General features: G+C 64.7%; 14 protein-coding genes. 3 read left to right on the top strand and 11 right to left on the bottom strand.

Translation table 11 applies throughout. The features are described 5' to 3' along the window. Positions 1–8 precede the first annotated feature (8 nt). From A5724_RS29160 to A5724_RS29140, 5 genes are all read right to left on the bottom strand, one after another. Positions 9–5,252, bottom strand: a complete 5,244-nt coding sequence (locus A5724_RS29160; protein WP_067810498.1) for a type I polyketide synthase — start codon at positions 5,250–5,252, stop codon at positions 9–11. A gap of 80 nt (positions 5,253–5,332) precedes the next feature. Continuing rightward, on the bottom strand, positions 5,333–7,084 hold the full coding sequence (locus A5724_RS29155) for an AMP-binding protein (RefSeq protein WP_067810496.1): 1,752 nt from the start codon (positions 7,082–7,084) through the stop codon (positions 5,333–5,335). Between the two features lie 1,155 nt (positions 7,085–8,239). Next, complete coding sequence (locus tag A5724_RS29150) at positions 8,240–8,953, bottom strand: thioesterase II family protein (protein WP_067810492.1); 714 nt, start codon at positions 8,951–8,953, stop codon at positions 8,240–8,242. A gap of 10 nt (positions 8,954–8,963) precedes the next feature. Further along, positions 8,964–10,253, bottom strand: coding sequence for a threonine ammonia-lyase IlvA (gene ilvA / locus A5724_RS29145; RefSeq protein WP_067810490.1), 1,290 nt, complete (start codon positions 10,251–10,253; stop codon positions 8,964–8,966). Positions 10,254–10,279: 26 nt separating this feature from the next. Beyond that, the gene (locus A5724_RS29140) at positions 10,280–10,720 is read right to left on the bottom strand and encodes a nitroreductase family deazaflavin-dependent oxidoreductase (protein ID WP_067810488.1); all 441 of its coding nucleotides are present in this window, start codon (positions 10,718–10,720) and stop codon (positions 10,280–10,282) included. Positions 10,721–10,807: 87 nt separating this feature from the next. Between A5724_RS29140 and A5724_RS29135 the strand changes: the two genes are divergently transcribed. Next, positions 10,808–10,999 carry a hypothetical protein gene (locus tag A5724_RS29135; protein WP_067810486.1) on the top strand — a complete coding sequence of 64 codons (192 nt, stop codon included), beginning with the start codon at positions 10,808–10,810 and terminating at the stop codon, positions 10,997–10,999. Here the strand turns inward: A5724_RS29135 and A5724_RS29130 are convergent. Beyond that, positions 10,996–11,397 (bottom strand): polyketide cyclase, encoded by a 402-nt coding sequence (locus A5724_RS29130; RefSeq protein ID WP_067810798.1) that lies wholly within the window; start codon positions 11,395–11,397, stop codon positions 10,996–10,998. The genes A5724_RS29135 and A5724_RS29130 overlap by 4 nt on opposite strands. Before the next feature lie 29 nt (positions 11,398–11,426). On the opposite strand from A5724_RS29130, the gene A5724_RS29125 reads away from it, so the two are divergent. Next, complete coding sequence (locus A5724_RS29125) at positions 11,427–12,173, top strand: hypothetical protein (protein ID WP_067810484.1); 747 nt, start codon at positions 11,427–11,429, stop codon at positions 12,171–12,173. Between the two features lie 35 nt (positions 12,174–12,208). After that, positions 12,209–13,042 carry a class I SAM-dependent methyltransferase gene (locus tag A5724_RS29120; RefSeq protein ID WP_067810482.1) on the top strand — a complete coding sequence of 278 codons (834 nt, stop codon included), beginning with the start codon at positions 12,209–12,211 and terminating at the stop codon, positions 13,040–13,042. Here A5724_RS29120 and dnaE read toward each other — a convergent pair. From dnaE to A5724_RS29100, 5 genes are all read right to left on the bottom strand, one after another. Continuing rightward, a complete protein-coding gene (gene dnaE, locus A5724_RS29115) occupies positions 13,039–16,572 on the bottom strand; it encodes a DNA polymerase III subunit alpha (RefSeq protein WP_067810481.1) in 3,534 nt (1,177 codons plus the stop codon). The two genes, A5724_RS29120 and dnaE, sit on opposite strands and share 4 nt — an antisense overlap. Before the next feature lie 58 nt (positions 16,573–16,630). Beyond that, entirely contained in the window at positions 16,631–16,771 is a 141-nt protein-coding gene (locus tag A5724_RS34025) for a hypothetical protein (RefSeq protein ID WP_156752504.1), read from the bottom strand. Between the two features lie 73 nt (positions 16,772–16,844). Next, the gene (locus A5724_RS29110; protein ID WP_197518814.1) at positions 16,845–17,579 is read right to left on the bottom strand and encodes a TetR/AcrR family transcriptional regulator; all 735 of its coding nucleotides are present in this window, start codon (positions 17,577–17,579) and stop codon (positions 16,845–16,847) included. A 31-nt stretch (positions 17,580–17,610) separates the two neighbouring features. Beyond that, complete coding sequence (locus A5724_RS29105; protein ID WP_232005017.1) at positions 17,611–18,813, bottom strand: RNA polymerase sigma factor; 1,203 nt, start codon at positions 18,811–18,813, stop codon at positions 17,611–17,613. A 22-nt stretch (positions 18,814–18,835) separates the two neighbouring features. Beyond that, a complete protein-coding gene (locus A5724_RS29100) occupies positions 18,836–19,216 on the bottom strand; it encodes a YciI family protein (protein WP_067810475.1) in 381 nt (126 codons plus the stop codon). Between the last annotated feature and the right edge of the window lie 9 nt (positions 19,217–19,225).

The following is a 19,225-nucleotide window of genomic DNA, read 5'->3' as shown; positions in this document are numbered from 1 at the left end:
AGTCCTCATCAGATACCGCTCTCACTACCGGCAGGAGCCGATTCGACACTGTCGAACAACTCATTCAGCACACTGCCGGCCGAGGCGGGCAGCAAGTCGATGTCGTCGTCCGAATCTTCCTGTGGTAGTAGCTTCTTCGCGAGATGGCCCGCTAATGTCGCGATCGTAGGATGGTTCCACAGCATCGTCACCGACAGCTCGATGCCGACCAACTGCTCTGTCTCTCGTCGGACCGACATTGCCATCACAGAGTTGAGGCCCAGCTCCGCGAACGGCTGGTCCAGATCGAGCTCCGCCTCGGGCATGCGAAGTTCGCGGGCCAGAATGCTGCGTAGCCCGTTCTCGAGTTCGCAGATCATGTTCTCGGCAGGCATCTGTGACCACGTCAGCTTCACTGAATTGCTATGCGGGTCTGGCGCGGTCCCGTCGGACGACGGTAGCGGAGCCATCACAGCTTGATCGACGTCGTAGCGCTCGAGGTGCTCCCAGGCGATGAAGGCTTCTCCTGGCGTGACCGGCCGCGAGCCCAGCCGCTCAAGCTCTTGCAAGACGACCTGCGCCTCCGTGGCGAATCCGAGTCCCTGCCAGGCCACCCAATCCAAACTGACAGTGTGGCAACCTTTTTGGTGACGTGCTCGGGCCAGGCCGTCGAGGTAGGCGTTCGCCGACGCGTAGGCGCCCTGCCCGGGTATACCGAACACCGTACCGGCCGAGGCAATCAGGAAGAAGAAGTCGAGGCTGCACGGCGGAAAGGCTTCGTGCAGCACTTGTGCGCCGGCGATTTTCGGCCACATGGTGCGCCGAAGACGGCTCTCCTCTGTTTCGGTGAGGAGTTGGGCTTCGGTCAACCCGGCGGCGTGTATGACACCGCGTATAGGCGGCGCACCGTCGTGGTCGCGCTGGGCGAGCAGAGCCTGTACCGCGCCGTGGGATCCGACATCGAGAGCCACGGCGTCGACGGAGACGCCACGCCTCTCTAACGCGCGAATCGCGGCGATCTTGTGGCGCACGTCTGCGTCGTTGGTGTCGTTGTCCCAGTCGCGCCTGGGCGGCAACGGCGTGCGGCCCGCGAGTATGAGTCGACGTGCTCCCAGGTCCGCCAGCCAGCCGGCCATCAGTAGCCCGAGAGCGCCCATTCCGCCGGTGATGAGGTATGCAGCATCGGGACAGCACCGCAACGGTTCTCGCTGGGGTTGACCGCAAACCGGTGCCAACCCGGGCGCGAGCAGTTCGCCGTCGCGCAGCGCGAGGATGGACTTGGCCGGCTTTCGCAGCAAGCTGGCCAGCCCCTCCGCGTAATCACCTATGTCGCCTTCACCCGGGATGTCCACGAGGCCGCCCCACAGCTGGGGCTGCTCCGCCCGGATGACCCCGGCGAGTCCCCACAGGCTGCTCTGGCGCACTGCTGCGGCGGACACTGCCTCGCGGACGCCGCGAGTGATGATCCACAGTGTCGCCGGGTTGACATCCACGTGGGCCAACCGGCGGACGAGGTCGGCAACGTCTGTCGACAACCGCACCGCGCAGTCGATGTCGGTCTCATCGGCGGCCACCCGCTCGGGGTCGGCTACATAGAGGACACATTGCGCCTCGGCGACATCGGCCGCGACGTACCCGGCATCGGCGAGCCGATCGCGCAGAGTGCGGGCAGCATCGTCGTGCCCCAGGACCGCGAGCGTGCACAGTGCGTCGGGCGCCGGTTGCACGTCGGTATGATCGTCCCACGGTTGCCACTGGATAGCGTGCGCCAACGGGACCGTGTCAACGTCTAGCGGAGCCGCCGCTGCGGGAGCCGGCTCCGCCTCTGCGTATCGAAGTGAACGGATGTCGATGCACGTACTGCCGTCGGGTGTCTTCACCTCGATATCAACGATCAGTTCATCGGCTCTGCCCCCACACCGGTGTATTTCGATGGAAGCATGGTCATCGACGAGTTCGCGTGCGAACCAAACCCTTTCCACAGCGCGCGGGGACATCAGCCGCGGGTCGGAATCATCCACCATGCCACCGACGTGGATGGCGGCGTCGAGCAATGCGACCGTCGACACTTCGCACAACGCCACGTCGGCGCGCAACCTCCCGGGCGCCGCCCGGCATGAGCCGATCGACCACCCGCACGGCTGACCCTCGTCGACCGGCACAGTCTCGTAGCCGCCGATGTCGTGGTCGGCGCCGTTGCGCCCCGGCTCGTCGTGACGATAAGTGATTCGGGCGCTGACGTGCCTTACCCAACGGCGCGTACCAGTTTCGGCCGCGGGGCTCGATGAAACTGTGACGGATTGTCCGTCAGCGACCACCTGGATGACCCGCGCCTGGTCGATGACGATCGGATTCTCGAATCGGACGTCAGACAGAATCGATGCGTCACATTCCGCTGCAGCGGCCGAAAGGGTCTCTAGCACCACGGATGTCGAAATCTGCGGCTGGGCCTCGGGCATCAGTCGCGCCTGCCACAGATGTGCGTGCGGTGTGGTGGCGACCGCGATGTGCTCGCCGAGCAGGGTGCCGGGCCTGGGCGCAGATACCGTTGCGGTTACCCGATTCTCGATTGTCAACCAGTGTTGTGTGTGATGCCAGGGCGTGTTCGGCAGGACGGGATGCCGCTCAGGCGGTTGCGGCGTGTGGGGGGGTTGAGTGATGTGGGTGCTGTTCAGGTTGGTGTGGAAGCTGACGGTGTCATCACCGTCGCGCGACAGCGTGCCGATGCTGTGGTGGGGGGTGGATTCCAGTGTTTCGGAGATGGCGTGGGTGAGTGTGGGGTGTGGGCTGATTTCGATGAAGGTGGCGTGGTTTTGCGCTGCCGTTTCGATGGCTCGGTGCAGTCGCACCGGTTGGCGCACGTTGGCGACCCAATAAGCGGCATCCAAGGCCGGTGTGGTGGTGTCGGTGATGGTGGACAGAAACGGAATCGTCGGGGCCTTGGGCGCCAGATCCGCCAGCGCCGAACGTAATTCACCCAAGATGGGATCCATCAGCGCGGTGTGGGAGGCGACTTCCATGTTCACCCGCCTCGCGAACCGCTCCTGCGCCATCACCGCGGCGATCACCGCATCCACCGACACCACCGGCCCGGCGATCACGGTCTGCCGCGGCGAGAGGTAGCCCGCCAAACTCACCTCAGGAAAGTCGGCGATCAACGCCGTGGTCGCCTCGGCGTCCATTTCCAGCAGGCCCACCGCGCCCTGACCGGCCAGCCGCGACATCAATCGCGACCGAGTGGCGATCACCGACAAACCGTCGGCCGGGCTCAACGCCCCGGCCACCACCGCCGCGGTCACCTCCCCCATCGAATGCCCAATCACCGCATCGGGTTCCACACCATACGAGCGCCACAACGCCGTCAGCGCCAACTGCAACCCCATGATCACCGGCTGCACCTGCGCATCCCCGCACACCGGGGCACCGATGGCGAGCAGCCGCTGCAGCGAAAACCCCACCCGCTCAACAAACACCGGCTCCAACTCGGCCACCGCTGCGGCGAACACCGGCTCATCGGCCAACAACCGCCGACCCATCCCCGGCCACTGCGAACCCTGACCCGAATACACGAACACCGTGCCCGACCCGGGTGGCCCCTCATGCGGATCGACCACTCCCGGCGCCGATTCACCAGCCGCTAAAGCACGCAACCCGGCCACCGCCTGAGCACGATCCCGCGCACACACCGCGGCGAAATACTTGTGCCGAGTGCGGTGATGACTGAGCGTGTGGGCGACATCGGCCAACCCCACCGCGGCGCCCTCGCCGGCCACCCACTCGGCCAACAGCCCCGCCATCGACGCGATCCGTGCCGGACTCTTGCCCGAAACCACCAGTGTGCTCACCACCGGCTCCGGTTGCACCGCAACGGGTTCGGGAGTCGGGGCCTGCTCAACCACCACATGGGCGTTGGTGCCACTGACCCCGAACGACGACACCCCCGCCCGACGCGCCCGCCTCACCGCCGGCCACTGCATGGATTGCGCAGCGATGGTGAACCGCGAAACGCCCGCACTGGCATGCGGAGTCAGCTGATTAAAATGCAAATGCTGCGGAATATGCCCATGACGCACGCTCAACACCGTCTTGATGAACCCAGCGATACCGGCCGCCGACTCCAAATGACCCAAATTGGTCTTGACCGACCCCACCACCAACGGCGCCGCACCATTGCGTTCGGCGAACACCTGACTCAACGCGTCCAGTTCGATCGGATCACCCAACGCGGTACCGGTACCATGGGCCTCGACATAATCGATCTCACCCGGCTCTAGCCGCGAAGCCGCCAACGCCGCACGCAGCACCGCCTGCTGGGCCGGACCATTGGGCACCGTCTGCCCACTGCTCGGACCGTCCTGATTGACCGCCGACCCACGCACCACCGCCAACACCGAATCCCCGTCACGCAGCGCATCACCGAGCCGCTTGAGCACCACCACCCCGGCACCCTCACTACGCACGTAACCATCCGCGTCGGCATCGAAAGTTTTGCAGCGCCCGTCAGGAGCCAACATCCCCCAAAGCGAGCACGCAATACTGTTTTCCGGACTCAGGATCAGATTGACCCCAGCAGCCAACGCCTGATCACTTTCCCGCCGACGCAAACTCTGACAAGCCAAATGGATCGCCACCAGCGACGACGAACACGCAGAATCAATCACCACCGCAGGACCATGCACACCCAGGAAATACGCCAACCGCCCCGCAGCAAAATTCCCCGCATTCCCGAACGTGACATACGGGTCAACATCCTCCGGCCGCGAGCTTCCAACGTAGATCAAGGAATAGTCATAGGTCGTCAAACCGACGAAGACAGCGGTCTGTGTCCCACGGATCGCCTGCGCGGTGATACCGGCGTTTTCCAATGCCTCCCAAGCCACTTCGAGCAACAACCGATGCTGAGGATCCATCCCAGCCGCCTCACGCGGCGAGATACCGAAGAACTCGGCATCGAATTCATCCGGCTGCCACGAAGTCAGAAAACCCCCCTCCCGACTACAAATCGTGCCCGCAACCGTGTGATCCTCGCAGTAGAGGGCATCGGCATCCCAGCGGTCGGCCGGCACCCGCACGATGCCGCTGGCCCCGTCCTGCAACAACCGCCAAAACTGGGCCGGAGTGCTCACCCCACCAGGAAACCGACACCCCATCCCCACCACCGCGATCGGCTCGACGTCACCCTTTTCGGCAACCTCCAGACGCGCACTCAAATCATCAATCTTGCGAAGTGCCTCAGCGAAGATCGCCCGACGATCCGACGGCGCAACAGTCATCGCGCTCAACCCACCCCCCTATAGCTGATATTCGTCAACCTCGATCACTTAGTGCCGAACCCCCAACTCGGCGGCCGTCGTCATACGCAGACATCCATACGGCTGAACTCGGCTTGTTGATAACGCTCCACGCACGCAGAACGACGCACCTTGCCACTCGTGGTGATCGGGATCGAACCTGGCGGCACGAACACCAGATCTGCGGCCCGCACGCCGTGCGAACGCGAAATTGCAGACGCCACCCTGCGTTTGACGTCTCGGACGCGATCCCGCATCTCGTCCGCGGAGCTGTCCCGTGTCTTGAATTCGATGATCGCGACCAGTTGCTCGCTTCGCTCGCCTGGGACAGATATCGCGGCGACGCGACCTCCGGTGATCTCCTGGATCGTGGCCTCGATGTCGTCGGGATAGTGATTGCGGCCGTCGACTATCAGCAGGTCTTTGATCCTGCCGACGATGAACAGCTCACCGTCCGATATGACACCCAGATCGCCGGTCCGCAGCCAGGGTCCGTGCGGCGTACCTACCGCAGGCTCTACTATTTGGCCGCCAAAGGTGCGCTCGGAGGCCTCTGGGTTATGCCAGTAGCCGGCAGCGACGTTGTCGCCGTGTACCCAGATCTCGCCGACTTTGCCCGCCGGATTCTCCACCCGTGTCTCCGAGTCGACGATCCGCAACGTGGTGGCCCTCGGTGCACCGTAGCTGACCAGTTCCACTCCGCCACCGCTGCTGCATCGCTTCGCATGTCCTGCTGACAACTTCTCGTAGTCAAACCACGCCGTCGTCGGGGGGCGGTCGGGCGCCAGCGACGTCACATACAGGGTCGCTTCGGCCAGGCCGTACGACGGCAGCAGGGCGGTGCGGGGAAGGTTGACGCGGGCGAATCGCTCGGTGAACCGTCGGATCGTCGCCGCGTGGATGCGTTCGCTGCCACTTATGATGCCCTGCACGTTGGCCAGGTCGCAGCCGGCCATGTCGTCGTCGGTCGTCCGTCGCGCTGCCAGTTCGAACGCGAAGTTCGGCGCTGCCGAGAACGACCGCGTATGCCCACCCAGCAGCTGGATCCACCGCGCGGGCTTCTGCAGGAACGCCATGGGGCTCGTCACTACCGCGTGTATCCCAGCCGCGACCGGCGCGAAGATGCCCAGGAGCAAGCCCATGTCGTGGTAGAACGGCAGCCACGACACGGGTGTGATGTCGGGAGGTGGGAAGCTGCCGAATGCCTCGAAGTAGTCGGAGAACACCTGTTCGAGGTTCGCGACGATGTTTCTGTGCGTCACGACGACACCGGCCGGCTTACGAGTCGAGCCCGAGGTGTATTGCAGCAGAGCGATTTTGGCTTGCGCGACCCTGTTCACGTTCAGCGTCGGCTGCGCCTCCAGGTCGAGGGCATCGATCTCGATCAGCGCCACCGTAGCCAGGTCTTGCTCGGCACGAGTGGAAGCAATGACGTCACTGACGACAGCTGACGTCGTCAGAATCGCGACCGGCGAACAGTCCCTCAGGGCCGCCGATACGCGTTCGTCGTGCGTGCCGAACACCGGGACGGACAGCGGGACCGCGACGTAACCCGCCTCCATCGCCGCGAGGAATCCGACGATGTATTCAAGACCTTGCGGCGCGATGATCGCAACGCGGTCACCCGGCGCGCCGCACGAAATTATTTCTGCTGCGAGCGACTGCACGCGCTGGTACACCTGAGACCAGGTCACGCTCTCGGCAAACCCCGCCGGGTCGAGTTCGTAGTCGACGAACGTGAAAGCAGGTGCATCGGGTCGTCGCCGCGCCTGTTCTCGCAGTGCAGCGGGGATGGAGGATTCGATCACCGGCATCGCGACACCTTTCCGTCCTGATTGCTGGCCACGGAAAATGTCACTTTACAACGCCCTGGCGAATGTGTGTTGCCAATTTTCTGAAGTAGAAGTAGGCGCGTTCGGGCCATTTATTTGCATAGTGAAAAGCCGAACAAGAAGCCTTTGCAGCGCTCCCGTGAGATTTGATCATGTCAGGCGAAATTGCTGCAGGTCAAAGTGCTGACGGCGTTGGGTCGGGATGCTGCATGGCGGCACATAATCTTTGCTAGTCTCTGCCATGTCGCGGATGGTGCTGCGAAGCGCCTCGGTGCGCGAGAGACGGGCCGTGCACCCGATCGCGGAGGGTGGCCGCCACCGTATCGCACCCCTTCGCAGATGCGACCGCAACGTACTCCGCAGCGATAACGTAGGAGCGGCGCGGCGTACACCGCTCCCTGCGCCGCGGTCAGACACTGTTGCTAACTTTGCGCAGTTAGGCGCATCCTTCGAAGAAAACTCTTAACTAACTGCCAAGTAACATTTGCTTAGCCTGCGGTAAGATTGCCCACTCCACCGCCCGCCAGCAGCTTGGCACCACAAGCGCCGGGTTAAGACAATCGACGCCGCAGTCATCCCGAGTTTGGCTCATCCGTACGCCACAGTTCGTGACTCGGGATGACTAACGCTCTCCCGGCATCGCGACAACATTCCCAATATCGGGATCGACTCATACTTTGCCAAATCGGGACGTCGGGGACCTTGCAACTGCGGAATGGGATGTCGTATTACCGACCGCCCATTCGGGGCAAGCGCCGCTTAAATATTAAAACGCGGATTTATGGTGCGGTATTTTGAATCGTTATTGACGTCAGCGTTGATTCAATTCAACAGTGGCAAAATCTTATTCGGTCAAATGGTCAAAGCCGCCGCACAATGATCGTTCATTGACCGGCCGCGCGGTCTTTAGCTGGATGTATGTCTTGCAGCGGCGCAGGCGTCGTCGGGGCCGAGCGCGCCGATCGACGGCGCTACCCAGATCGCCGATTAACGGCATTAACGTCGCGCTGATTGACGGTATGGCATGTCGGTGCCGTCAATTTGGGTACGGAGGCGATGCCACACGGATTCGCCCACGGTCTTGAGGGAGTTGACAATCGCGTCAATAAATTCAAAAGTTCAGGTAGGCGCGGCCAGCTATCGGCTATCGCAACACGACAGGATCTTCTCCTCGATGTCGCCGACCAACTGCGGCAAGTGGTCATCGAGATAGAAGTGGTGACCAGTGAATACCCGGGCGGTGAACTCGGCCGTCGTGCGCTCCGACCACGGCACCACCTTCTCGTAGGTGGCGACGTCGTCATTGTCGGCCAGATACGCGGAGATGGGACAGGACAAGGCAACATCGGGTGGGCAGTCATAGTTTGCTATGGCCCTCAGCCCGCGCAGTGTGGGCAGGATCTTCGCCGCAAACTCCTCGTTCTCGAGGAACTCCGGGTTTGCGCCCGTCATCTCGCTGACCGCACTGAGCAGGCCGCGGTCGGACTCGGGGATGTAGTCATATCCGATCCGCCCCGGTGCGGCGCAGGCGGACACGAAGAGAGCACAGATCGGTGTACCCGCCTCGTCGAAACGGCGCGCGACCTCGAACGCCAGCAGGGCGCCCATACTGTGGCCGAAGAAAGCGACCGGATCGCCAGAGCCTTTCGGCGGCGAAACCAACCGGCATGCCTGATCGGCGAGGTCCTCAATGCTCGTGAACGATGCGAGATCGTGCGTCCCGCGTTGTCCCGGATACTGCACCGCGATGCGTTGAACGTTGTCGGAGAACGTGTTCGCGAAAGGGACGTAATACTGCGCCGATCCCCCGGCATGCGGGAAGATGTACAGTTTCGGCTTTCCCCCGGTCACTCTGCACCCCCTAGAGCAGATAGCGGTAAGCCGGCGAACCGGGCTCCAGCGTCTCGACGTGGATGTCGGAGGCCTTCATCCGCTCCAGCAGGCCCTCGAAGTCGGCGGCCGAGCCAAGCTCGATGCCGACCAGCGCCTCGCCGGTGTCGCGGTTGTTGCGCTTGACGTACTCGAACAGCGTGATGTCGTCGTTGGGCCCCAGCACGGTGTCCAGGAAGCGCCGCAGCGCACCGGGCTCCTGCGGGAAATCCACCAGGAAGTAGTGCTTGAGACCAAGGTGCACCAGCGAGCGTTCGAGCACCTCGTTGTAGCGCGAGACATCGTTGTTGCCGCCCGAAATCAAGCACACCACAGTCGATTCCGGCTCGATGTTGGCCTCCATCAACGCGGCGACCGACAGCGCACCCGCCGGTTCGGCGATGATGCCCTCGTTCTGGTACAGGTCGAGCATCGCGGTGCATACCGCGCCCTCGTCGACCGTGGTGATCGACACCATGTCCCCGGCCGCGGCCAACGCCGCGTATGGCCGAGCCCCCGCCCTGTTCACCGCCGCACCGTCGACGAACTGGTCGACGTGCTCCAGCGTCACCGGCTCCCCCGCGGCCAACGCCGCGATCATCGCCGCCGCCCCTGCGGGTTCCACGCCGAGCACCGACGTGTTCGTCGTCCGCTCGGCCAGATAGGTGGTGATGCCTGAGATGCACCCGCCGCCGCCCACCGGGACGATCACCAGGTCCGGTTCGCCGTCGAGCTGGGCGAGAATTTCTGCGGCGATGGTGCCCTGGCCCGCCATCGTGCGCAGATCGTCGTACGGCGGCACCAGCGTCGCGCCTGTCCTGGCGACATCGTCGAGGGCGGCCGCAGCGGCCTCGTCGTAGGTCTTGCCGATCGCGATCAACTCGATGAATTCGCGTCCGTGGTAGCGGATGCGGTCGCGTTTCTGCTTCGGCGTCTTCGCCGGCACGTAGACGCGACCGTGGATGCCCATCGAGCGGCATGCCATAGCGAAGCCCTGGGCGTGATTGCCTGCCGACGAACACACCACACCGGCGGCGATCTCCTCGTCGGACAGTTGCATCAGCAGGTTGTGTGCGCCGCGCAGCTTGTACGACCGGACCGCCTGCAGGTCCTCCCGCTTGAGGTAGACCGTGGCACCGGTGGCCTCCGAGAGCCGCTCGCTGTACTGCAGCGGGCTGCGCAGCACCACCCGGGAAATTCGCTGAGCGGCCTCGTCGATGTCTGCAGCGCGAAGCGGCATAGACACTCCAGTCAAGGGGCTCTGGCTCAGTTCAGCGGACACCGATCAATGGTGCCACCAACCAGCGGTTATCCGGAAATCGGGGTGAGCACGAAGACCGGAATCTGCCGGTCGGTCTTCGTCTGGTACTCCGCGTAGTCCGGCCAGGCCTCGACGGCGCGCTCCCACCAGACGGCCTTCTCGTCACCGACCACCTCGCGGGCCTCGTAGTCCTTGGTGACGTCGCCGTCCTGCAGTTCGACGCGCGGATGGACCTTGATGTTGTAGTACCAAACCGGGTTCTTCGGAGATCCACCCAGAGAAGCCACCACCGCGTACTGGCCGTCGTGCTCAACCCGCATCAGCGGCGTCTTGCGGATCTTCCCGGTCTTCGCGCCGACCGTGGTCAGCAGGATGAGGGGCTTGCCCTTCATATCGACACCGTCGGTGGTACCGCTTTGCATGATCTTGTCGGCGTGCTCGCGCACCCAGTCCGACGGGCTTGGTTCGTAGTCTCCGGAAAGTGGCATTTCGCCAGCTTAGACCCGCTAGGAAAGGCGGCGCCCCGATCCGTGTTTCGGTTGACCGAAAACTGGATTGCGAGTTATCGTCAAATTATGACCGTGCGCGACGAAGTCAGCATCGCCGGCGTGGCCTGGCCGGTGTACAAGCTGCTCGCGCTTGCCATTGCGTTCGTCGTCCTGGTGATCGTCGCCGTCGCGACCGGTAGTGCCGCGCCGTCGGTACTGGCCGCCGCGGCCGCAGGCACCATGGTCTGGTTGACGCTCGGCGCCTTCCAGCGCCGCTAGGCCTCCACCAGCCGCCGCAGCGTCTCCAAATCGGCGGCCACCGCCGCGACGTCGGCGTCGAACTGCTCCTCCGTCATACCGTCGCGTCGGCGCACGCTGAACAGCACCTCACAGCGGTCCTCACCGACTCCGCCCGGAATCACCCGCATCGGGTTGTAGACCGCTTCGCCGTTCGGCAGTCGCACCACATGGTCGAGCACGCCGAACGCGTTGGCCGGCGTGAACTCGACGGTGACCTGTCCCATCGGCGAGTCGGCCACCCAGCCGTCGGCGCTCTGCCGCAGCCCGCCCTCGGCCAACCCGGCCGCCCATCTCGGCCAGGTCTGCGGGTCGGCGGCGAATTCGTAGACGGTTCCCGGTCCGGCTTCGATCCATGTGCTGACGTGTCGCGACTCCATCTGTCCATCGTGGCGCACACACTGACCTGATGGACACCACACCGGAACCGTCGAAGGCGGTCGACGAGTTCGTGAAGCGCGCCGAACTGCTTGCCTCGCACACCGAACGCCACATCCCGTCGTGGCTTCGACCGGGTGATCCGGAGAGCCGGCTGCCGGTGCTGGCCGCGTTGATCGCCGCGATCACGCTGCAGATGGTGATCTCGAAGAGCTATGTGCTGGTTCCCCGCTGGCCGCTGGTCATCGCCGAGGTGCTCCTGCTGGTCGTGCTGGTGGCGCTCAACCCGCTGCGACTGACCCGTTCGACGCTGCTCGGCAAGTACGCGACCTGGGTGTTGCTGGGCGCCATCACGTTGGACAACACGCTGTCGGCGATCGTGTTGGACGCCCGCATCATCACCGGCGCGGTGAGCAATGACGCCGCCCTGCTGCTGGGCAGCGGCTCGGCGATATTCGTCACCAACATCATCGTGTTCGGCATCTGGTACTGGGAACTGGACCGCGGCGGCCCGTTCGCGCGCCGCGCGGGGACGCGTCCGTACCCCGATTTCATGTTCCCTCAGATGGATCCCGACACCGCAAAGCTGGCCAGGCCAGGGTGGCGCCCGACGTTCATCGACTACCTCTACGTCAGCTTCACCAACGTGGTGGCGTTCTCGCCGACCGACACCATGCCGCTGTCGCGGTGGGCGAAGATGATGATGACGGTGCAGGCGATGGTCGCACTGACCACCGCTGGACTCGTAATCGCAAGGGCGGTGAACGTTTTGGGCTGATCGTTCAGCCGAGAAACGGGAGTACGTTCACTGTCATGCGAATCGCAACCGCCGAGCTGACACCCGTCGAACAGACCGCATTTCTCACCGAATACGCCAGAGCGTTGGACAGTCGCTGGGCGCGACCGATTCTCGACGACACACTCGCCGACGACGTCGTCGGCAAGATCGACTACGACTTCGCCGGGTTGGGCGTGCAGACCAGCGTGATCTGCCAGACCGCGCTGCGCGCAAAGATGCTCGACGACCGGGTCCGCGCGTTCATCCGTCGGCATCCGGACGCCGTCGTCGTTGACCTGGGCGCCGGCCTGGACAGCGGCTTCTACCGCGTGCAGCCACCGGCCTCAGTGGACTGGTACAGCGTCGACCTGCCCGGCATCATGGCGCTGCGCGACGAGGTACTTCCCACCGACCCACATTCGCATTCGGTGCCGGTGTCGCTGACCGAAAAGCGTTGGCCGGAAACGATTCCGGCGGATCGCCCGGCGATCCTGATCGCCGACGGGTTGTTCGCCTTCCTTCCAGAAGCGGTCATCGTCGACGTGTTCCGGCGGATCACCGAGCACTTCCGCACCGGCGAGTTGGCGTTCAACGACTACGGTCGCATCGGGTGGTTCAGCGAGCTGGCCATCAAGGTCGCCCCGCAAAAGATGTTCAAAGATGTCGGAAGCCAGTGGGGTTATGCAGGATTCAAGGACGCGCACCATCCCGAGACGTGGAACCCGCGGATGACGTTGGTCGAGGAGGCCAGCCTGACCCACGCGCCCGAGGTCGACCTCTTTCCGGGCTGGGTCAGGGTGGCGACGAAACTGACCGGCAAGAGCAAGACCGGCGCGCGCAAGGCCCGAATCCTGCGCTACGTGTTCTAGCCGCCCAGACAGCCGGGACCCAGCAGCGCCTTCAGGTCGCCCATCAACGCCGACGACGGTGTCACCCGCAGCGAGGCGTCCAGTTCCAGCGTGGTGATCCGCTCACCGCTGATCAGTCGCAGATGCACCTGCGACGTGCCGGGATGCCGCGCCAACACCTGTTTGAGCGCCGACACTTTGTCGACGGTGCACTGCCGCGTCGGCAGGCTCACCGCCAGCGGTCGGTCGACCTGCGCGCTGGAGAAGTCCGGCACCACGAGTTCATGCGCGATCAGCGCGATCCGGTCGTCGCGCGCGGCCACCTTCGCCTTGACCAGCACGACCGCGTCGTCGGTGATCTCACCGCCGTACATCGAGTAGGTCTGTGGGAAGAACAACACCTCGATGCCGCCGGTCAGGTCCTCCAATTGCGCTGATGCCCAGGGTAAACCGTTCTTGTTGACCCGGCGGTTCACCGACGCGAGGATGCCGCCGACCACCACCTGGGCGTCGTTGGCGACGTCACCGTCGAGGATGGCCGGGATCTGCGTGTCGACCTGCATGGCCAGCAGGTGCGCGACGCCGTTCAGCGGATGCCCCGACACGTAGAGGCCCAGCATCTCGCGCTCGAGCGCCAGCTTGTGCTTGTCCTCCCACTCCTCGTCGGGCACCTTGATGGTGAACACCGCGTCGGTCGCGGTGTCCGCGCCGCCGAAGAGGTCGAACTGGCCCATCGCCTCGGCCTTCTTGGTGCCCAGTACCGAGTCGACCGCGTCGGTGTGAATCAGGAACAACCCCTTGCGCGGATGTCCCAGCGAGTCGAACGCCCCCGCCTTGATCAGCGATTCGGTCACCTTTTTGTTGCAGGGGCCGATGTCGATCTTGTTGAGGTAGTCCGAGAAGTCGATGTACTTGCCCTTAGCGGTGCGCGTCGCGACAAGGGAGGAAACGACATTCGCGCCGACGTTGCGCACCGCCCCGAGGCCGTAGCGGATGTCTTCGCCGACCGAGGTGAAGTTCAGGCTCGACTCGTTGACGTCGGGCGGCAGCACCGTGATGCCCAACCGACGGCAGTCGGCGAGGTACACCGCGGCCTTGTCCTTGTCGTCGCCGACCGATGTCAGCAGGCCCGCCATGTACTCCGCCGGGTAGTTCGCCTTCAGATAGGCCGTCCAGTACGACACCAGCCCGTAGCCGGCGGCATGCGATTTGTTGAACGCGTAGTCGGCGAACGGGAGCACCGTGTCCCACAGCGCCTTGATGGCGGCCGCCGAGAACCCGTTGGCCTTCATGCCCTCTGAAAAGCCCTCGTACTCCTTGTCGAGCACCTCACGCTTCTTCTTGCCCATGGCTTTTCGCAGAATGTCTGCTCGGGCGAGCGAGTAGCTGGCCACCTTCTGCGCGATGCGCATGATCTGCTCTTGGTAGACGATCAGGCCGTACGTCTCCGCCAGGATCTCGCGCAGCGGCTCCTCGAGTTCGGGATGGATCGGCTTGATGGCCTGCTTGCCGTTCTTGCGGTCGGCGTAGTCGTTGTGCGCGTTCATGCCCATCGGCCCGGGCCGATACAGCGCGATGACGGCGACGACGTCCTCGAAACCGGTGGGCTGCATGCGGCGCAGCAGGTCACGCATCGGCCCGCCGTCGAGCTGGAACACGCCGAGCGTGTCACCGCGGCCGAGCAGTTGGTAGGTGGCGGGGTCATCGAGCGGAACCGACTCCAGATCGAGCTCGATTCCCCTGTTGGCCTTGATGTTCTCCAGCGCGTCACCGATGATCGTCAGGTTGCGCAGGCCGAGGAAGTCCATCTTCAACAGGCCGATGGCCTCACACGACGGGTAGTCCCAGCCGGTGATGATCGCGCCGTCCTGCGGCCGCTTCCACAGCGGGATGGCTTCGGTCAGCGGCTCGCTACTCATGATCACCGCGCAGGCGTGCACCCCGGCGTTGCGGATCAGACCCTCGAGACCGCGGGCGGTCTCGTAGATGGTGCGGACATCGGGATCGGTGTCGATCAGCCCGCGAACCTCGGCGGCCTCCTTGTACCGCTCGTGGTTGGCGTCGGTGATACCGGACAGCGGGATGTCCTTGGCCATGATGGGCGGCGGCAGCGCTTTGGTGATCCGGTCGGCGATCGCGAAGCCGGGCTGGCCGTAGTGGATGCGGGCCGAATCCTTCAGCGCCGCTTTGGTTTTGATGGTGCCGAAGGTGATGACCTGGGCGACCCGGTCGCTGCCCCACTTGTCGGCGGCGTAGCGCACCATCTCACCGCGGCGGCGGTCGTCGAAGTCGATATCGATATCGGGCATCGACGCGCGTTCGGGGTTCAGGAACCGCTCGAACAGGAGTCCGTGCTCGATCGGGTCGATGTCGGTGATCCGCAGCGCGTAGGCGACCAGTGACCCGGCGGCCGAACCGCGGCCCGGCCCGACCCGGATGTCGACCGACCGGGCGTAGCCCACCAGGTCGGCCACGATCAGGAAGTAGGACGGGTAGCCCTTGGCGCAGATGACTTCGATCTCGTAGGCCGCGCGGTCGATGTACTCCTGCGGCACACCGTCGGGAAAACGACGCGCGAGGCCAGCGTCGACCTCGTGACGCAGCCACGACGCCTGATCGTGTCCTTCCGGCACCGGGAAGATCGGCATCCGGTCGCGCAGTTCCCACACGTCGGCGTAGGACTGCACCCGTTCGGCGATCAGCAGGGTGGAGTCACACGCGCCGGGGATGTCGTTGTCCCAGATCTGCCGCATCTCGGCGGCGGACTTGAGGTAGTAGCCGTCGCCGTCGAACTTGAACCGGGTGGGATCCGACAGCGTCTTGCCGGTCTGCACACACAGCAGCGCCTCGTGGTTGTGGGCGGCGTCGCGGGTGACGTAGTGGCAGTCGTTGGTGGCCAGCGGCGGGATGCCGAGCTTGCGGCCGATCTCCAGCAGCCCCTCGCGGACCCGGCGCTCGATGTCGAGGCCATGGTCCATCAGCTCGAGGAAATAGTTGTCGGCACCGAAGATCTCACGCCATTTCGCCGCCGACTCCAACGCTTCGCGGTCGTGGCCGAGCCGCAGCCGGGTCTGCACCTCGCCGGACGGGCAGCCGGTGGTGGCGATGATGCCCTCGGCGTGCTCGGCGATGAGTTCGGCATCCATGCGCGCCCACTTGCCCAGCTGACCCTCGAACGAGGCCAGCGAGGACAGCCTGAAGAGGTTGCGCAATCCCGTCGCGTTCTCGGCGACCATGGTCATGTGGGTGTAGGACCCACTGCCGGAGACGTCGTCAGCCTTCTGACTGGGATCGCCCCACAGGACGCGCTTCGTCTCGAAGCGCGAACCCGGCGCGATGTAGGCCTCGATGCCGATGATCGGCTTGATGCCCACTTCCGTGGCGGCGTTGTAGAACTCGCTGGCGCCGAACATGTTTCCGTGGTCGGTCATCCCGATCGCGGGCATCTGCAGCCGCTGGGCCTCGGCGAGCATCGGCTTGACCTTCGCCGCACCGTCCAACATCGAGTACTCGGTGTGATTGTGCAGGTGCACGAAGGAGGAAGAGTTCATAGGGAGGCCAGTCTATGACCGTGGCCCGACAGATCCCGGCGTGTCGCGGTGCGTGTCTCTACGGTTGATCGACGCGCGTGCGTCCGCGCCGAAACACCCGTTTCACCGTGGGCATTGGGCGCAGTTCCCAGCCGACTTGGGTGAGAATCCCGGCCGCGATGAACGCCGCGACGAGGATTGCGAACCAGATCCCAACCATGCCCAGAAAGGTATTGCGGCCGGAGCAGAAAGAAATCGGGTGTTTCCCTCGAAAAGAAGATTGCCGCGAGTCGTCAGCCCGTCAGTTCCGGCCAGGTGTGTCGCAGCGCGTCGACGCCTGTTCCGGCGGAAACCGGCGGCGCAATGATAAGGGGACGGCCGTTCCTGTGGTGATCCAGCAATCCGCGCGTTATCAGCCGATGAAGTTGCTTGGCAACGGTTAGCATGTCGTTTTCATCGGCAATGAATCCGGCGTAGAAACCCATCCCGAGGAACAAAGCAAGCAGCAAGTTCACCACAGCGCCGACGTCAGTGTCTGCGGCGATCTCGCCACGGGCGACGGCCTGCTCGACGATCGCGGTGTAGAAGCCGTGCACCGCCGACACCACCGGGCTTGGTTGCTCGCGCAGGCTGAAGCGGCGCCGGGATTCCAACCTGGCGGTGATCGCGAACTGCAGCATCGACCGGTCTGTGAGCCCCGACCGGTGCATCGCGATGACGAACTTCGACAGCTGATTCAACAGGGTGTCTTCGCCTTTCGCTTGCGCAATGCAGTCGGCGACAATCGAATAAGACTCCGCGATCAAGCATTCGAAGATCTCTTCGCGGGCGTGGAAGTAGTAGTGCATGGTCGGCCTGCTGATGCCGGCGCGGGAGGCGATGGCCTGGAAATTGGCGCCTTCGAACCCCCGCTCGTTGATCACATCGCGGGCCGCGCGAAGGATGCGCGCACGTGTCTCGGCCGAATCGGCACCTACTGGGCGGCCCCGCCCCCTTGCAGCAGGCAGCGGTTCCGCGTCAGACTCCACGAGCAAACGTTATGGCATAGCTATCGGCCGGTCAACCGGTGATCGTGCGCAAACACTGCAAAAGGTAATCGGCCACGCCTGCGTCGGCGGTGAGTGCAATCGCTCTGCGGAAGGCGTCCGCGGCCTCGGCAGGGCGTGCCGCCTCGGCGAGCAGATGCGCCCGCGTCGTCCAGTACGGCTGGAACCGTGCCACGGCTTGGTCGTCGATTTCGTCCAGCGCGCGCAGTCCTGCGTGCGCGCCGTCGATCTGGCCGTCGACGGCCGCCGCGGCGACGGCCGCGCCGAGCGACGGTGCCACCCGCAGCACAGCACGATGCAGTTTCCGCAGCGCGGTGAGGTCGATAGCGCCGCGCACCGCCCGCGCGCAATGAGCTGACTGGATCGCCGCCTCGTACTGAAACCGCCCAGGGGCGCCGTATCGATGCGCCCGCCGCAGCAGCGCTTCGCCGCGCGTGATCAACGCCGGATCCCACAGTCGGCTGTCCTGTTCGTCGAGCGGGACGAAGCAGCCGTCAGCGGTCCGCCTGGCCGGTCTGCGCGCCTCCGACAGGCACACCAGCGCCGCGAGGCCGAGCACCTCCGGATCGTCGGGCAGCGACTCAGCGAGCACCAGCGCCAGGTGCAGCGCCTCGGCCGCCAAGGATTCGACGGATGCGCGTTGCGGTGCGAATTGCCAGTCGATCGCATAGGCGCCGTAGACCGCCTCCAGCACGGCGGGTAGTCGCCGCGCCAGATCCTCGCGCTCCGGCAGCACGAACGGGATGCCCGCGTCGCGGATGCGCTTCTTGGCGCGCACCAGTCGCTGCGCCATCGTCGCAGGCGCGACCGCGAACGCGGTGGCGATGGCGGCGGCCTCGACGCCGAGCACACACTGCAGCATCAGCGGCGTCCGGATGTTCGGCGCGATCGCCGGATGCGCGCAGACCAGCATGAGCTCCAGCCTCCGGTCCGGGATGGCGGACAGGGACTCATCGAAAACTGTTGCAGCGTAGTCGTTTTCACTCAGCGATTCAGTCATCCGGTGCCCCGCAGACTTCCACAGGTCCCGCAGTCGATTGCGCGCTACCGTCAGCACCCAGCCTTCCGGGTTGGTCGGGACGCCGTCGTCGGGCCAGCGGACCAGCGCGCGTTCCAGCGCATCGGCCAGCGCGTCCTCGGCCGCGGCGATGTCGCGGGTCGGCGCCGCCAGCACGGCGAGCAGCTTGCCGTAGGAGTCCCGGGTGAGAGCGGCCACCCGGGCTCGTACGTCGGCAGGCTCATTCAGGGGTGTACCACCCGCGGTCCGCGGCGTAGGTCCGCCCCACCGGGCGAATCTCGACCCAGCCCCAGCTGTTGGCGGGGTTGCGCTGCGCCCACTTCAGCGCCTCGTCCAGGTTGTCGACCTCGATGACGAAGATGCCGCCGAGCTTCTCCTTGGTGTCGGCGAACGGCCCGTCCTGTATCTCGAGGGTGCCGCTCTGGGCGGTGACGGTGGTGGTGGCGACGACGGACTCGAACACGTCGGTGCTGACGAGCACGCCCGCGGCCGACAGGTCGTCGGCGTATTGCTGGAAGGCGGCCATGGCCGGTGCCATGTCCTCTTCCGTCAACCCGATCTCAGAGCCCTCCTGGTAGTGCATCAACAGGCCGTAGCGCATGTCTGGTTC

Source organism: Mycobacterium sp. ACS1612, assembly GCF_001667505.1.
GTDB lineage: Bacteria > Actinomycetota > Actinomycetes > Mycobacteriales > Mycobacteriaceae > Mycobacterium.
Note: the sequence above shows the minus strand (reverse complement) of the source record. Positions and strands in the feature narration are given on the sequence as shown.

Coding starts and splice junctions, on each gene's coding strand:
- A5724_RS29160 (WP_067810498.1), bottom strand. CDS start 5,252: ATGACTGTTGCGCCGTCGGATCGTCGGGCGATCTTCGCTGAGGCACTT.
- A5724_RS29155 (WP_067810496.1), bottom strand. CDS start 7,084: ATGCCGGTGATCGAATCCTCCATCCCCGCTGCACTGCGAGAACAGGCG.
- A5724_RS29140 (WP_067810488.1), bottom strand. CDS start 10,720: ATGCCACTTTCCGGAGACTACGAACCAAGCCCGTCGGACTGGGTGCGC.
- A5724_RS29135 (WP_067810486.1), top strand. CDS start 10,808: ATGACCGTGCGCGACGAAGTCAGCATCGCCGGCGTGGCCTGGCCGGTG.
- A5724_RS29130 (WP_067810798.1), bottom strand. CDS start 11,397: ATGGAGTCGCGACACGTCAGCACATGGATCGAAGCCGGACCGGGAACC.
- A5724_RS29125 (WP_067810484.1), top strand. CDS start 11,427: ATGGACACCACACCGGAACCGTCGAAGGCGGTCGACGAGTTCGTGAAG.
- A5724_RS29120 (WP_067810482.1), top strand. CDS start 12,209: ATGCGAATCGCAACCGCCGAGCTGACACCCGTCGAACAGACCGCATTT.
- dnaE (WP_067810481.1), bottom strand. CDS start 16,572: ATGAACTCTTCCTCCTTCGTGCACCTGCACAATCACACCGAGTACTCG.
- A5724_RS34025 (WP_156752504.1), bottom strand. CDS start 16,771: ATGGTTGGGATCTGGTTCGCAATCCTCGTCGCGGCGTTCATCGCGGCC.
- A5724_RS29100 (WP_067810475.1), bottom strand. CDS start 19,216: ATGCGCTACGGCCTGTTGATGCACTACCAGGAGGGCTCTGAGATCGGG.